At 43.5% G+C, this 14,913-nt stretch carries 15 protein-coding genes; 4 read left to right on the top strand and 11 right to left on the bottom strand.

Annotated features, from left to right (window positions below; genetic code table 11):
- Nucleotides 1-88: 88 nt before the first annotated feature.
- A complete protein-coding gene (locus H8K55_RS06105; RefSeq protein WP_329605003.1) occupies nt 89-859 on the bottom strand; it encodes an SDR family NAD(P)-dependent oxidoreductase in 771 nt (256 codons plus the stop codon).
- A complete protein-coding gene (locus H8K55_RS06100; RefSeq protein ID WP_186941179.1) occupies nt 860-2,164 on the bottom strand; it encodes an FAD-binding oxidoreductase in 1,305 nt (434 codons plus the stop codon).
- Nucleotides 2,165-2,400: 236 nt separating this feature from the next.
- On the opposite strand from H8K55_RS06100, the gene H8K55_RS06095 reads away from it, so the two are divergent.
- The gene (locus H8K55_RS06095; RefSeq protein ID WP_186941178.1) at nt 2,401-3,261 is read left to right on the top strand and encodes a decaprenyl-phosphate phosphoribosyltransferase; all 861 of its coding nucleotides are present in this window, start codon (nt 2,401-2,403) and stop codon (nt 3,259-3,261) included.
- A gap of 7 nt (nt 3,262-3,268) precedes the next feature.
- On the top strand, nt 3,269-3,685 hold the full coding sequence (locus tag H8K55_RS06090) for a divergent PAP2 family protein (RefSeq protein ID WP_186941177.1): 417 nt from the start codon (nt 3,269-3,271) through the stop codon (nt 3,683-3,685).
- A 102-nt stretch (nt 3,686-3,787) separates the two neighbouring features.
- Here H8K55_RS06090 and H8K55_RS06085 read toward each other — a convergent pair whose 3' ends face one another.
- On the bottom strand, nt 3,788-5,470 hold the full coding sequence (locus H8K55_RS06085) for a prolyl oligopeptidase family serine peptidase (protein ID WP_186941176.1): 1,683 nt from the start codon (nt 5,468-5,470) through the stop codon (nt 3,788-3,790).
- Between the two features lie 121 nt (nt 5,471-5,591).
- Between H8K55_RS06085 and H8K55_RS06080 the strand changes: the two genes are divergently transcribed.
- Complete coding sequence (locus H8K55_RS06080) at nt 5,592-6,506, top strand: hypothetical protein (RefSeq protein ID WP_186941175.1); 915 nt, start codon at nt 5,592-5,594, stop codon at nt 6,504-6,506.
- 57 nt (nt 6,507-6,563) lie between these two features.
- Here H8K55_RS06080 and H8K55_RS06075 read toward each other — a convergent pair whose 3' ends face one another.
- The 7 genes from H8K55_RS06075 to H8K55_RS06045 form a co-directional block, all read right to left on the bottom strand.
- Entirely contained in the window at nt 6,564-7,469 is a 906-nt protein-coding gene (locus tag H8K55_RS06075) for an FAD:protein FMN transferase (RefSeq protein WP_329605002.1), read from the bottom strand.
- Nucleotides 7,470-7,515: 46 nt separating this feature from the next.
- Nucleotides 7,516-8,652, bottom strand: coding sequence for a DUF3570 domain-containing protein (locus H8K55_RS06070; protein ID WP_186941174.1), 1,137 nt, complete (start codon nt 8,650-8,652; stop codon nt 7,516-7,518).
- Between the two features lie 120 nt (nt 8,653-8,772).
- Nucleotides 8,773-9,018, bottom strand: coding sequence for a DUF4266 domain-containing protein (locus H8K55_RS06065; protein ID WP_186941173.1), 246 nt, complete (start codon nt 9,016-9,018; stop codon nt 8,773-8,775).
- A gap of 10 nt (nt 9,019-9,028) precedes the next feature.
- Nucleotides 9,029-9,577 carry a TlpA family protein disulfide reductase gene (locus H8K55_RS06060; protein ID WP_222612378.1) on the bottom strand — a complete coding sequence of 183 codons (549 nt, stop codon included), beginning with the start codon at nt 9,575-9,577 and terminating at the stop codon, nt 9,029-9,031.
- Nucleotides 9,574-10,695 (bottom strand): DUF4214 domain-containing protein, encoded by a 1,122-nt coding sequence (locus H8K55_RS06055; protein WP_186941172.1) that lies wholly within the window; start codon nt 10,693-10,695, stop codon nt 9,574-9,576. The genes H8K55_RS06060 and H8K55_RS06055 overlap by 4 nt, the downstream gene beginning before the upstream one ends.
- A 39-nt stretch (nt 10,696-10,734) precedes the next feature.
- Nucleotides 10,735-11,133, bottom strand: a complete 399-nt coding sequence (locus H8K55_RS06050) for a hypothetical protein (protein ID WP_186941171.1) — start codon at nt 11,131-11,133, stop codon at nt 10,735-10,737.
- Nucleotides 11,133-12,140, bottom strand: a complete 1,008-nt coding sequence (locus H8K55_RS06045) for a TraB/GumN family protein (RefSeq protein ID WP_186941170.1) — start codon at nt 12,138-12,140, stop codon at nt 11,133-11,135. Before H8K55_RS06045 ends, H8K55_RS06050 begins: the two co-directional genes overlap by 1 nt.
- 621 nt (nt 12,141-12,761) lie before the next feature.
- Between H8K55_RS06045 and H8K55_RS06040 the strand changes: the two genes are divergently transcribed.
- Complete coding sequence (locus H8K55_RS06040; RefSeq protein WP_186941169.1) at nt 12,762-14,210, top strand: amino acid permease; 1,449 nt, start codon at nt 12,762-12,764, stop codon at nt 14,208-14,210.
- Nucleotides 14,211-14,307: 97 nt separating this feature from the next.
- On the opposite strand, the gene H8K55_RS06035 is transcribed toward H8K55_RS06040, so the two are convergent.
- A complete protein-coding gene (locus H8K55_RS06035) occupies nt 14,308-14,913 on the bottom strand; it encodes a response regulator transcription factor (RefSeq protein ID WP_186941168.1) in 606 nt (201 codons plus the stop codon).

Here is a 14,913-nt window from a genome sequence, read left to right as displayed (position 1 = left end):
AAGAACGATTGAGCAAAGAAATAAAGTTAACATAAAGGCGACCACTGATTTCAATGGTCGCTTTTTTGTTGGTATGTGTTAAATCAGATCAAATATTGAGTCGATTAAAAATCACAGACGGCAGATGTTGAATAACCCACATGATTACACGCCACTTCGGCGGAGTATAAATAATGCGGTCACCACGGTCGATGCCTAAAACGATTTGTCGCGCTACATTTTTCACCGGTTCTAATTTCGTACCGTTTACTTTCAATTTCGCCGTCATTGGCGTGTCTGTCGGACCAGGTTTGATGAAAGTGATTTGCACTTTAGTATTCGCAAAGCGATGTTGTAATCCTTGTGCTACACGCCACAAACCAGATTTTGCGCTGCCATAGATATAGTTTGATTTTCGACCGCGATCCCCAGCAACAGATCCTATGATTGCTAAGGTTCCAGAATTTTGAACTGCAAAATGTTTTGCGCAGGCTTCTATAAAAAGGATAGGCGAGATCAAATTGATCAGCAGACTATCGCGACACGTGGTCAAATTGTCTTCACACTCAGGTTGCGCAAGCAAACTACCATGTGCCACCAAGACAATGTCCACCGGTGCTTCCTGCATAATTTGATCAATCCCTGTAGCAATTTTTTTCGGGTCATAGAAATCCATCGTAATTAATTTAATACTTGATTGAGAATCCCTGATAAGAATATCGTCTGAGATAATTTTCAATCTTTCCAAATTTCTACCCACGAAAACGAAATCGCAAGATGACTTTTCTATCCATAATCGAGCGCAATGTTCAGCTATAGAAGAAGTGGCACCAATGATTAATATTCGTCGTTTTCTTTTCATAGTACTTAAATTTTCCACTTAATATCCCATCAAACGGCGAGATAACGCCGAACTAATTCCATGGTCACGATATGGAAGAAATTCATTCAGTCGCGGGTAAGACGATTCAAATAGATCTCTAGGCATGCGTGCGTCTTTCGCCAAATATAGGCGTCCTTTTGCGTTTCGAACAATAGCATCTAAGCTGTCAAATAGTTTCATGGTTCTTTGTCCACGATTCGGAAAATCTATGGCTAAGGTAATTCCTGCAGTCGGAAAACTCAACATTCCAACAGAGGGTCTCTCTGAGAATGACTTTAATACGGTCAAAATCGAGCCGTCATTTGCCTTTCGAATTTGCTCTAACATCTCGGTGAGCGCGATGGCGGCTGCGTCGCCCGGTAGGACACATTGGTATTGGTAAAAGCCTTTTGCCCCGTATGCCTTATTCCAGTTTTGTATGGCGTCTAGTGGGTATAAAAATGTTTTATAGTGTTCAGTCGTCTGCTTTTTGCCCTGCTGTTTCATCCACAAATAAAGTAAATTGAAACACTTCATGGAGTAAGCATTAATCAACGATATGGGAGGGGTTACGGGGAAAGTGAGATTGTGCTTTTGAACTTTCAACGGGTATTCACCATGCGCGAAATTGGCTCTGGAGAAAATGCCGGTGAGATCCTTTTGCCTATTCTGTGTACAGTCTATCCAAGAGACACAATGTTGCCATTCATTTTGAGAGTTTTGGCTCAATTCAAAAAAGGTTTTCAAATTAGCTTGCACAATATTTTCAACGTGCAGGAAAGCACTTGGGATCTCGACTAGTTGTAGTTCAGCCCAAACAATTACTCCGGTTAAGCCTATGCCCCCAACAGTTGCGGCAAACCAGTCCGAATTACTTTCAGGAGTACATTCAATTAATTCCCCATCGGTTCTTTGCAGGCAAATTTTATGAACCCATTCGCCGAATGTGCCACAGTGGTGATGATTTTTTCCATGTATATCGTTCGCAATCGCCCCTCCGACAGTAATTAATTCTGTTCCAGGTGTCACCGCTAGCATCCATCCAAGGGGAACAAACAAATCTTGAATTTCCTGAAGGCGAAGACCTGACTCACAGATTAAGCGTCCTGTACTTGAATCGAAGCGGATAAAGTGATCCAAATTGTTGGTGCGCCAAATTACCCCGCCCGGGTTTAAACACACATCGCCATAACTTCGTCCCGCACCATAGCTAATTCCCACCCCACTCGATTGGATTTGTGCCAGCACGGAATCGCGGTCGGTCAAATAAATACTTTGATGTTTTTCCGCGGACAGGCGTCCCCACGATGAGATTTTTTCCATGATTTGAAATTGAATGCGAATTTTCTATTGGGATTTTTTTATTCGCCGAGTATATAGAGTAGAGCATTAGTAGATTTATATTTGCTTTATTGGAGTTGAAATTAATTTTTCTCCAAGTAAATTCTTTGTTTTTTGAATTAATTTGAAACAAATCTTAGTCCAAATTTATTTTAGGTAGAAAGTTAATTTATACTCTTCCAGCCAAAGCATTATCTCAATAACAAATAATTATTTAAATGCAAATAAATAAATTACATTTTTTCGTCAAATTATTACGCCCAAAGCAATGGGTCAAAAATATTTTTGTTTTCGCGCCTCTATTGTTTACGGGATCATTTTTAAATTGGACTGCCAATCGTAACGTGCTAATCACTTTCTTGTTGTTTTGCGTCGCTTCTTCCGCAGCATACATTGTGAATGATATCAAAGATCAAGTAGTAGATAGATTGCATCCTGAAAAGTCCCAAACCCGTCCGATTGCTGCCGGCTTTATTTCAAGTAATGAAGCTTTGATTTTTCTTGCGATTTTGTACCTTATATTACTTAGCGGATGGCTTTTTTCAAGCTCGGTGATGTTGGTCATTTTCTCCTATCTATTACTCAATATCGCCTACTCTTATTATTTAAAGCATCAACCTGTCATTGATATTTTCACTATCGGAATAGGATTTGTCTTGCGCGTATTTTCAGGTGCAGTAGCGCTCTCGGTGCAGATGTCTGGATGGATGTTTATTACCAGTTTGTGCCTTGCAATTTATCTGGCTTCAATTAAAAGAAAGAAGGAACTGGAACAAAATATAGCAAAAGATTCAGGCAGACAAGTTTTGCGGTCTTATTCCATTAGCCTAGTCAATCGCTATGCTGAAATGTCTGCGACAGGTGCTTTAGTTTTTTACGGGATGTTTGTGATGTCGAGTAAGCCTCGATTGTTGTTGACGATACCATTTGTCTTATTTGGTATTTTTAGATACTGGTTTGTCATTGAAGATTCAACAATCGGTGAAGCACCAACTGAGGTTGTACTTTCTGACGTGCCGCTTATTATCACCATTTGTGTTTGGATATTGATTTGTATGTGGGCGTTGTGGCCAAGTTAGGAGCGAAATGAAATTTTTATACTTGATGACCCCTCCTATATGCTGGTTGGTCGGTGGTGGACTGAAATTTGTGATCAATAGTTTTAAAGCTAGGCAACTGGCTTTTCACAAGATTGGTTATGGCGGCTTCCCAAGTAATCATAGTTGTATTGTTTCAGGGACGGCCACAATAATTGCAATACAGGAAGGGGTTTCATCTGCGGTTTTTTGTGTGTCTTTATGTGTTGCGATCATCGTGATTATCGATGCTCATGGTCTGCGTAATGAAATCGGAAAGCATGCAACTATAATTAACCAACTTACTACGCAAAAACAAACGGTTCTTCGTGAAAAAGTCGGACATAGTAATTTTGAAATTATCGGTGGTATTGTCACCGGTGTTGTGACCTCCTCGCTTTTGTTTTATTTAATGAGCTTTCTTTGAAGAAGTTGATTTACATTTGAAATTTGGAAAGCTCGATGTGTTGAGCTTTCCTTTTTTAAGGCTTATATCAAAATTTACAGAGTAATGTAATACGAAATCTAATTACAGTGACGTGCAAACAGGGGTAATTCCACTCAAGTATTGAAACGCCCGGAAGGCCGTGGTTTTATAAATTGCGTTATTAACATTTGGGTCGCTATAAGACTCAAAGAAAATGTGACCTGAATTAGAGTTGCATGCTTGAACATTATTACTGTTATTACTAATGGCTTGATCTCTAAACGCCTTTGATTGTGCTTGATAGACCAATTGATCAGTGCCATGCTGAATAAAAAAGGATGTTAATGGCTTATTTAATAACCATGCATTTATTGGTGAAGTCGTACCACCCCAAGTACCATATTGTTGAGCGTCGGTATAGTAATTAATATACGGAATTAATGCACTTGTATTGGTATTATTTGTAATCGCCAAATTGCTAACTGGTGCTAATGTCGCTATTCTTCCCATATTTTTTGTGCTGCCGAGCAAATTTAGAATGTGCCCCCCCGAAGAGTGCCCGAATAAACTTACTTTTGAAGTGTCCACACCGAGCATAGTCATAGTTTCTGGTCTTTTAACCAAGCTTATAAAGTCATCAATATCCTCTTGTGGCATGTTATTTTTTGCAGAATCGGTAGATGAATAATACAGGTTTGATGTTAAACGATAACTAGGTGCCAATACTATGAAGTTGTTTCCTGCAGTTCCACCTGCTAATGGAGTGGTTCTGATAAACGAAGTGTTAAATCGCTGAAGTTTTTCAATCAGTCCCCCTCTCCAAGCTCCGCCAAAGACACTTACGATTGTAGGATAGTAAACACCTGAGAGTTGATAATTTTGTGGCAAAAATGCGTGTGCAAGCATCATGCGACCACTGCGGTTGTACCAGACCAAATACTTGTGAACAGAGCCGCCTGAAATTGAAGTGAGACCGTCATCAATAGATTTTTCAAGACGAGGCAATGGGCTTGAATTGGTGGAGATGTTTGATCGGGTATATGCTCCACTTGTTGGAATTTCCCAATGTACATTGGCACTAACGGGCATACCATTTGTTAATTGATTTAATACATCAAACGCGTCATTGAACGAATTGTTTGTTCCCCGAACACGCACCAATATGGTATTGGAGTCGTGATAATTGAGTGATCTGCCTCTACCTAACTGTAATCGCACAGCTGCTTCAAGAAACACAAGTCGGTTGCTATAAATAGGGTCTGATGCTGCTGAATTACTAATTGCATCCAGCATTTGGCCTGTGTTCTTTCCGTATGCGCCGAATCTTGCTTGACATTGCCAGTAACGAATACCTTCAGTTGAACTAGCCAAATTCTCATCCTCGGCTGCTCGTCCAAGCGCATTGGCATAAACATATTCAACAAGTTCATCCCAAGGGCCTGGTGTGCTTGTTGAACATGTTCCTATATTAGGGTCTGTTACAGTGCCAGTACTATCAACATACCCTACTATCGGCGCTAACCTTGCACCAGCAGCTTCCCGGCTTATTACATTTACTGTATCAATGAACGTAGTACCATTATTTGCCGCGACCCGCGATACCCAATAATTTAGTCCACTTGTATCCGGAATCCTACCAAATAGCATGAAATATGCACGTGCTACATACATTTGCTGCGTGCTTGGTGCTGGATATGCGGCAGCAACAGGAGGCATTGTGGCTGTTGCAAACACATTTGACGAAATAAGTACGGTAAAAAGTATTGGTAAAAATTTTCTCAGCATAAAAATCCTCTATAAGATAAAGTTCTGAAGTTAATGTTGTTAACCCAAATTCAACGAAATTTAGATTTTCAACAATTTGAAATTAATTCGTTAGTAACCTAAAAGTTTAAAATTTCTTAATATGGAAAAAACCTTGCTATCGTCAAAGTTTATTAACTTACTAGCTTCTCTGCTGTTAGGCTATCTCGGTGCCTGGTTGTTCATGCATATACATTTGCCTCCAGAAACTTTAAAGATGCATGAACCGTCTTTCATTCAAATACTCAATGGTCAAGGGCCGGCGCCTGACCAATATCGACTTTTGCAAAATCATTTGATTGGTCTATTGTTTCGCGTCCTCAATTTGTATCTTGCAGTGATGCTATTTACAGCGCTTAGTTTGACCGCGTCTATCTATTTAATTTTAGAAGTCGTCTATTTAAAAATTAATCAAAAATATCGAATTCTTCTAGCACTGATACTCGCGTTACTTTACCCAGTATTGATGTTTAATGGACCTCGTGGTGACAGTGCTTTTATTCTTCTACTGTCGATTTTGATCGTACATTTTTTAAATTTAGGTAAGAAGTCATTGTTTGTTATAAGCGTTGTTTGTATGAGTTTTGCACGTGCGGACGTGGCCTTGTTCGCCGTTCTTTTTAGCTTTTTGTTTCATAGAAATTTCTTCAGACATGGTATGTGGATGCTTATTCTTGCCATTCCGATTTTGATACAAGCTGTTCTAAAGTATGTCATTTTTCCAGACGCCACTTATTATGTTGCCGTAGTAATGATAAGCGAGAACGTGAAATTACTATCATTAATAAAAACGCCAACAGTAATTTTTTTGAGCGCTCTATTTCTACTGTACTTAGAGCAGTCAATTCGTTTTATGAAGTGGGTATGGCAGAAATGCCCTGCCGGAAAACATATTTTCGGTATTTTTGTACTTTATTTGATTGCTTTATGCACAGTCGCAATCATTGGTGAGATGCGATTGTATTTGCCACTATTGCCATTTGTACTTCTGGTCGTTCAACGATATCAAGAAACTTAAGGCCTGTATTTATTTCATTTTTGACGCATAAGCTATTAATTGGCGTGTGTTGCCCACTTATGCGACGGATGTTTGCGAATTGTGTTGCTGAATTTGACCGAGCGCATCTACCAATAAGTAAGCTAAGCCGCTCTCAGCCAACCATGCTTGAGCTGCGTCTTGTTTCAACATCGCGATGGTAGAATAGCTACCTGCTGCAATACTTAAGGGCGCTAACACACTCACCGATTGCCAATGTCTGACTGGATAACCAGTTCGTGGATCGAGAATATGGCAATAGCGTTGTCCATCGATGTCAAAAAAACGTTCGTAGTCACCGCTGGTCGCCAAAGCACCGCTATGTATAGGGATGGTGGCGATCAGCTGTTCGGTATCACGCGGGTTTTGTATGCCTATCTGCCAGGCATCGCCATTTGTCTGCGGCCCCAATATGCGCAGATCCCCACCCAAGTCGATTAAGCCGTGCCTTACGCCAGCATTTAACAATAGCGCAGCGACGCGATCTGCTGCATATTCTTTACCAAATCCACCAAAATCGATTTCCATCTCCGGTATTGGTAAGTAGATGTGTTGGCGATCGCGCTCAATTTTGTTCCAACCAACTTTGTCGAGTAAGGATTCAATCAGAGATGGCGCGGGCAGCACTGGATTACTAAAATTCCAGGCGCGTCGCAGGATGCCGGAGCTGATATCAAACAGGCCGTCGCTGCTACGAAATAAGACATCGGCGTAATCGAGTAATTCGCTAGTTTCTTGATCAATGTTGACGGCTTTGAGCCCGGCCTGCTGATTGATCTGACTGAGAATACTGTCGTTGCGGTAGCGTGAATATTTGTGTTCAATCCGACCGACCTCATTCATCACCATCTGCGCAAAAATGAAGGCTTGCGACTCCGTGGTCGCCGTCAAACGGCACTCGCAACGGCTGCCCATTGCCTGAAATGAGAATGAAAATAGTTGCACGAAGAGGCTCAATATTCAGATTTACACGACGATCGGGGTAATGATTTTAGTACCGATAGCGCAAACCTATTTGTAACATGCTGGCATTTAGTGACGCCAAGGCTGGACGGTGATTCTCAAAAAACGTCCAATCACTGCGTTGGCGATATCGCTCCAGACTGGCATCGACTTGCCAATGCTGATCAACTTGCTTACTTAATTTGAGACCAAAGCTGCGACCACCAAATGCTGACATGCGCTGATCTTCGCTGACAAATTGTGTGCCGCCAATTTTATAGCCGACTGGGATAAATAAAAACGTATAAACCGGATCAAAATAAAAATCTGCCGCGCTTTGTGAATATAGACGGAGCATGGGCGTGATCGTCCATTCATCACCTAAACTTTGCGCATATTCCAGATTGATAGTGTGCGAACGTATGCCAAAACTATCGTGGTAGTGACGATAATTCAGTCGTAAAGTGCCATCGACCTGTGTAAAGTAATGATGATACTTGAGCAGCATGGCGGATTGCTGGCGCTCACGTGGGCGGATATCAAGCGATTTATACGCATCCGAAAAATAGCCATGCGCATTCGTATGCGTAAAAGTCAATTGTGCGATATCGACCGGTGACAAAACCTGACTGACGCCGATGAGAAAATCATGGCCGTTTTTCTCTTCTTTCAAAACGCGACCAGTGGCCGTGATCTTGTCGCTGGCATTGCCGACGCCCAGATTCCAGGTGGTATTGTTATCTTCCGATGCGATGCTGGCATTCAACGATAGCGCGGTCGAATCGTAATCATGCTCGGTCGAATAGGCGATTCCAGCCGATAGTTTGACGCGTTCAAAATAGCGATGTAGTTTTAAATCGGCAGCACGGCGTGAGTCGCTCATTTTTGACGCGCTCGACACCGCAGTGTGATAGCGCGGCGACGCACCGGAAACTTGATCCGCGATCAGGCCAGCATCGAGACTCCACAATCCAGCTAGCGGTACACTCAGCGACAGCGATGGTGAATTGACGGTCAGACGATCAAGCCCAGGTTGTTGATCCCGATAGCGCAAATATTTCACGCTGACTTCCGCCTTGTCGGGGGCATCTTCCGCATGCGCAGTACTTGTGACGGCAGGTAAGACGCCGCTGAGACTCAGGGCGGCTAGCAAAATGCTTGGACTTGCTTTGATGTTGTCGCTCATGAGTTCAATCTACTAAAAATTCGTCACTAAATAGTTGCTGTCTGTGAGGCATGCTGCTCGATGGTCAATCTTGTGGCGATAGGAGTGGTCATAAGATTGGCAGTAATAATGCTGCGGAATTTAATTGCAACCGCAACCACCACCGCCCACACTACCGCTGCCCGATGCCGCTTCTTTACTGGTGTAAATGTGATCGGCATTTTTCATCGCGAGTTTATCTTGATCGAAACGCATCTCAGCTTTGGCCAGATAGCCTTTCTCCCAAGCTGCGACCGAACTGAAGTGGCTACAGCCACTGCAGATAAGAATGAGAGGTAATAAACCAGCGATCATCAAGGAGCGCCCTATCGTGTGTGGTCTTTTCATGTGGAGTCCCTTAGTTCTTTAGTCCCAATTCGGTTCTTATTTTGGCTTCCAATAGCGCTTGATCTGCAGCCTTAAATCCTTTGTGGGTAAAGATGATTTTGCCGCTGCGATCTAGCAGATAACTACTTGGCATTCCCTTAACGGCGTATTGCAGTGGTGTTTTTCCTTCAGGGTCAAACAGTACCAAAAACTGTGCAGGATTTTTCTTCAGAAAAATCTGCGCATCGTCCATTTTTTTGTCCAAATTAATAGCGACAATTTGTAAACCAGCCGCTTGATACTTCTGCTGCATGCTGTTCATAAATGGAAAGGACTGCAAACAAGGCGCACACCATGAAGCCCAAAAATCGATATACACCAATTTGCCCAAATAGTGTTTGAGCTGGTGTTTGCTATTGTTTTCGGCAGTTAGTTCAAATGCTGGTGCTGACACCGGTTCTATTTTTAAGGTTTCTTGGGCGAGGGAAATCAGCGGAAAAGCCAAGATTAGGCTCAGCCCAATTTGCCACCACGATAGTCGAATGTGTCGTCGGTTAAAACCACCAAACGCAGTCATCATTTCGCCCCAGCTAAATACCAGGCGCTAATCGTCGCAATTTCGTCGGCACTTAATACACCATCTTGTGGCATCGCCCGGGTAACGACGGTCATGATATATAGAGCGTCGGCATTGCGTCGGATCAAGTCCGCAGTGTGGAGGGCGATGCCGCCCTCAGTTCTTTGAGTCGAATGGCATGTCAGGCAATGTGCATTGATAATGCTCTGTACTTTTTCAAATTCAGAATTGCTGATCGCCGCAGTCAAATCAAATAGCACATCGGTCATCCCGATCTTTGTTTTCGCCAGCGAGATATCAGTTGACGTGACAGCTTTGGCGATATCCATGCCCTTGCTGATAGATTCTTCCGAGGTGTTGTAGTTCAAGCCTTGTTGAATCGCAAAAAAAGTACCAACCGTCACTTTGTTATCGAGTAATTGTGGCACCCAACCCCATTCCGGGTCATTCGCAAAAGTATGCGCTGAGTTCAGCATGGTAGCGACCAGAAATCCTTTGGGTTTGCCACTTGCCAGCTCACCTGCCCAATAGGCGACATCGGCATCGGGTGGCGCGGTAGCTCCGCTACGACCTAAAACGTTTTGATAAATGATGCGCACGAATTGTTCATTACTCATGGTCGCCGAGTAGCCAGTCAATGCCGTGAATTGAACCGCAGCATCATAGAAGCTGGCCGATAATTGATCGACGTTGACGCCTGCTTTGATTTGATCTATCCAGTAACTCATACCATCGGCGTCGGGCACGCGATTAAAAAAGGCGATGTAAAGTTCGATCAGTGTTTTAAGGCTCGCTGCTGGTATGGTTTTGGATTTGTCGCCAACCAATAAATTAACGGTGACGTCTGCAAACTTAGCACTGGTTTGGCCGCTGAGATTGACGGTCGTACCCGCACCACTGAGTTCTTTGACGCTAAAACCTGTACTGGTTTTGCTGATTTTATACGCGTTTCTGATTCCAGCGAAAGTGGCTACCGTCGCTGGTGCGGCAGCTGGCGTCGCAGACATTGCTTTCGGCGTGTCCTTAGTGGCAAACTCAGGATTGCCACCGCAGCCTATGATAGACACGCTGAGCAAACACAGAAATAGTCGGGGAAACTGTAACAGTGTCGGGAATCGCATGGTGCACCTCATAGGCAAATTTCAAAGCAAGATTCGGTTCTAAAACTTTTGTATCCTGAATGCGTGTTGCGTCACTAAGCGGCTACTCGCGACCAGAGGGTTTAATCCCATAATGATGGCGATCAGTACATGTTGCGGTAAGTGCCAGATTTGTCCACGTGGAGCCTCGACCTGAGTACATGCGGAAATGAGTGGCGTCACCCATTGTGCCTCAGGAGTCACATCTAACAGAATATCGCCATCCGCATTAGTATGAAAGTAGATTTCGCCACCTAGTAACAAATTGAAACAAATTCCCTGACCTTGTGTGGCGCGATTACCTATCAGTTTTTGTAATTCCTGATTGTTCAATTCCATCCATGCTTCTAATTCGGCCATAGATTCAAAAGCGATCCATGGATGATCGACTTCCAGTTTAGTATTTTCGTAGTCTGTCATTAGCGTATTTGTTGCACTTGCAGTCCTTGTTGTTGCAGTAGCTTGATCAGATTATTTTCACCAGCCATATGCCCGGCGCCGATTGCGATGAATAATTTTTTACCACTCGACATCAATTCAATAATCTTCTTTGCTGTGTCGGGATTCCTTTCATCGATGAGTTTTTGTGTGATTTTTTTCGAGCCTATGTCTTTGTTTGCTGCCTCAACAAAGATCTGTGCCAGTTTGTCAGCATCGCCAGCACGCCAGGCCTCACTCATACGTTCAAACTCTTTGCGAATTTCGCCATTTTTGAATGAATTCAAAGTATTGATGAGTATTGCATCACCTTCTTCATTGCTTAAACTATTTAAGACATCGGCTTGTACTTCAATCCCATCTAGTTCGATGAGCTTCTTTTTATCTTTCTGGGCTGCCTTAATGAAATGTAGGTCTAATCCTTGTTCTGGATCGAAGCCGAGTTGCATACCCGCACTGACGGTCAACCCCATCGCGACTAAAATTGGTTTGTAGAATTGAAATTGTTCCAATGACTGACCCGTCATTTCTCGTAAAGTATTCCAAGTGCCAGGGCCCAGGTGATGTTCCAAGCGGTCGGGTGCGATATAGCTGAGTTTGCCAATAATAGAACGATTCGCGGTTTCATCTGTGATATCGGTTTCGACTACTAGGGTATCAGCGCTCGCATAAGATTGTTTGACCGCTTTGGCTAAGGGATAAAAGTCTTTTTTCGCGATATGGATGGTGCCATAGAGATAGGCGACCGTCTTTTTCTGCTTACTATCTCGGACAGATGTTAATCCCGGAGTTGGTGGCAAACTGAGTTCATACAGCAATCCTGTGACTTTGCTTGGAGCTTTTGCGGCCTTGATGGTTTTTTCAGCAGCACTGGCGGTTTGCGTCAGTCCCAGACCGAGGCAAATCACGATACTAAATAAGCTACCAAAACATAGGGCGATGCTGCGTTGGCAAATTTGATAGGGGATTTGGGGCAAATTATTTCGCATGATGCGTCCAATCAAAAAAGTGAATGCGAGAAGACATGATTACGATAGTTACGTTGATGACGATGGTATGAAATGAATGAGATGCACGTAGAAATGAATACTGTAGCGGCTGGCGCAATCGGCCGAATATACACCATATTGCCTGCTGGCAAAGTAACAAAACTATCGAAGCCGACCAAAGGGCGAATTGTCAGAGCCTGCGGTAAAAACAATACAGATCAATCGCAAACAGGGCTTTGAATATTTCGATCATGTTTGAAGACAAGCTAGTGAATACCCTAGTTTAAGTTTCCTTGTGGAAAATATAATTTTCTTTGGGAACTAAACATGCCGCTTTTGATCGAAAGCCTGCGTCAAATCAAGTGCTGCCAATAATATTTGCGCAGCTACCACAATAAGTCAGATTGTTGCTATGCAGTGCAGAAATTTTGTCGGAAACGTGCGGATTCGGCATTTTTTCGCGTATTTGCTCTTTACTGTTTAGCTATAAATCGCTTATGTTACGCAGGTTTGACAAAACAGATCCTTTTCGCCTGCGGACAACGCTCGTCACAACGAGAATGAAAGCGGTTTGAGAGGGAATAAGAAATTAAATTATCGTATTTGCCTTAAGGAAACACTATGTTTTTTGATCGTGTAAAATCGCTGGACCAGATTCTGGAATCCGCGGAAAAGAAAGGTCTCAAACGCCAATTAGGCTGGTTTGACCTGATGATGCTGGGTGTTGGTGCCATCATCGGTACGGGTATTTTCGTTTTGACTTCGGTTGCTGCGAATAAAGCAGGACCAGGCATGATGTATAGCTTCATCATCGCTGGTTTTGTGTGCGCGTTGACGGCATTGATTTATGCTGAAATCGCTGCGATGGTGCCAGTTGCAGGTTCCGCCTATACCTATTCTTATGCTGTGTTAGGTGAGTTGATCGCCTGGACAGTAGGTTGGGCCTTGATCCTCGAATACGCGATCGCTGCGGGTGCGGTAGCAGTAGGTTGGTCTGGCTATGCTAATGGTTTCTTGCACTCTATCGGCGCTGGCTTACCTTTGGCATTGACAGCAGGTCCTGCAGACACGATCACTTTACCTGACGGCACGACTGCCCATGGTGCATTTAATCTGATCGCATTTTTGATCTCTCTGTTGGTGACTTGGTTATTAGTGATCGGTACTTCTAAGAGCGCGAAAGTGACTTCCGTTTTGGTTATCATCAAAATCGTTGCATTGACCACTTTTGTGATCTTGGCTTTCCCAGCAGTTAAAGGCATGAACTTTGAACCAATGCTGCCAAATGGTTGGGGCACACCGTTATCTGGTGTTGGTGTGTTGGGGGCATCGGCTTCTATCTTCTTTGCTTATGTTGGTTTTGATGCAGTTTCTACTGCGGCAGAAGAAACAAGAAATCCAAATGTTAACTTGCCTATCGGTTTGATCGGTTCACTCGGTATTTGTACTGTGTTCTACCTGCTGGTAGCTTATGCTGCAGTTGGCGCTGTTGGTGCGCAACCAGGTGGTGCTTTGTCTCAATCTAAAGAGCCTTTAGCTTTCATTTTGCGTGAACTCGGTTACCCACGCGTAGGTGATTTGGTAGGTATCGCTGCGATTTTGGCTTTGCCATCTGTTATCTTGATGATGATCTACGGTCAAACACGTATTTTGTTCACAATGGCACGTGATGGTTTGATGCCAAAAGCATTTACTGCTGTGCATGAGCGCTTCCATACACCACATGTAGTGACTATTGTGACTGGTGTATTTGTTGCGATTTTCTCTGCGGTGTTCCCAGTCAGTGTATTGGCCGATATTTCTAACTCCGGTACTTTGTTCGCTTTCTTCGTCGTCGCTTTGGGTGTGATGATTTTGCGCGTTACTCAGCCAAATCGTCCACGTCCATTCCGTGCACCAATGATCTGGGTTGTAGGTCCTTTGGCATTGGGTGGTTGTGCATTGTTGTTCGTAAGCCTCGGTTGGGATCCAACTATTAAGTACTTCTGTATTTGGGCAGTATTGGGCTTGGTAACTTACTTTGCTTTTGCCCGTCGTTATAGCGTATTGGGTTTGTCTGAAAAGAAATAAGCCGGAAATTAATTTCCAGCAATGAAAAACGCCGCAAATTTGCGGCGTTTTTTTATGTTTGTCAGAAAACTGAAATCGACAAATCTGCGATGACAATTTACAACCAACCCTCATCACGCGCCAAGCGAAATGCTTCTACCCGATTCTTGGCATTCAATTTGCTGATGGCTTCCGATAAGTAATTGCGCACCGTGCCTTCGGAGAGATGCATTACTTTGGCAATTTCGGTACTGGTCGAGCCTGTCCCTGCCAGACGCAATACTTGGCGTTCACGTTCACTCAGCGGATCTTGTTGACCACTCCAACTCTCCATCGCTAACTCTGGTGCGATCGCTCTTCCACCCGCTTGTACGTTGCGTATCGCTTTTGCCAGATCTTCTGCTGGCGAGTCTTTCAACATGTAACCACGTACACCGCTGCTCATCGCGCGGCGTAGATAACCTGAGCGGGCAAAAGTGGTGAGCACGATGACTTTGATGGCGAGTTTTTGCTCCGCGATTTCGGCCGCTAATTCCAAGCCTGTCATGATGGGCATTTCTATATCGGTAATCAACACATCGGGTTGTAAGGTTTGACAAAGCGTGAGGGCTTCTTTGCCATTTTTTGCCAATGCCAATATCTCAATATCGCCTTCCAATTTTAAGAGTGCCGCCAGAGCGCCGGATACCAGTGCTTGATCTTCTGCCAAAATAATTTTTATCAT

Origin of the sequence: Affinundibacterium flavidum (genome assembly GCF_014284175.1) — a bacterium.
Taxonomy (GTDB): Bacteria; Pseudomonadota; Gammaproteobacteria; order Burkholderiales; family Burkholderiaceae_D; genus Undibacterium; species Undibacterium flavidum.
The sequence above is the reverse complement of the archived record's forward strand: the minus strand, read 5'-3'. Positions and strand labels throughout refer to the sequence as shown.

Excerpts from the sequence above, each read along its gene's own strand:
- H8K55_RS06035 (WP_186941168.1), bottom strand. The coding sequence starts at position 14,913 with ATGATAAAAATTATTTTGGCAGAAGATCAAGCACTGGTATCCGGCGCT.
- H8K55_RS06090 (WP_186941177.1), top strand. The coding sequence starts at position 3,269 with ATGAAATTTTTATACTTGATGACCCCTCCTATATGCTGGTTGGTCGGT.
- H8K55_RS06100 (WP_186941179.1), bottom strand. The coding sequence starts at position 2,164 with ATGGAAAAAATCTCATCGTGGGGACGCCTGTCCGCGGAAAAACATCAA.
- H8K55_RS06070 (WP_186941174.1), bottom strand. The coding sequence starts at position 8,652 with ATGAGCGACAACATCAAAGCAAGTCCAAGCATTTTGCTAGCCGCCCTG.
- H8K55_RS06055 (WP_186941172.1), bottom strand. The coding sequence starts at position 10,695 with ATGCGATTCCCGACACTGTTACAGTTTCCCCGACTATTTCTGTGTTTG.
- H8K55_RS06095 (WP_186941178.1), top strand. The coding sequence starts at position 2,401 with ATGCAAATAAATAAATTACATTTTTTCGTCAAATTATTACGCCCAAAG.
- H8K55_RS06050 (WP_186941171.1), bottom strand. The coding sequence starts at position 11,133 with ATGACAGACTACGAAAATACTAAACTGGAAGTCGATCATCCATGGATC.
- H8K55_RS06045 (WP_186941170.1), bottom strand. The coding sequence starts at position 12,140 with ATGCGAAATAATTTGCCCCAAATCCCCTATCAAATTTGCCAACGCAGC.
- H8K55_RS06065 (WP_186941173.1), bottom strand. The coding sequence starts at position 9,018 with ATGAAAAGACCACACACGATAGGGCGCTCCTTGATGATCGCTGGTTTA.
- H8K55_RS06085 (WP_186941176.1), bottom strand. The coding sequence starts at position 5,470 with ATGCTGAGAAAATTTTTACCAATACTTTTTACCGTACTTATTTCGTCA.
- H8K55_RS06060 (WP_222612378.1), bottom strand. The coding sequence starts at position 9,577 with ATGATGACTGCGTTTGGTGGTTTTAACCGACGACACATTCGACTATCG.
- H8K55_RS06040 (WP_186941169.1), top strand. The coding sequence starts at position 12,762 with ATGTTTTTTGATCGTGTAAAATCGCTGGACCAGATTCTGGAATCCGCG.
- H8K55_RS06080 (WP_186941175.1), top strand. The coding sequence starts at position 5,592 with ATGGAAAAAACCTTGCTATCGTCAAAGTTTATTAACTTACTAGCTTCT.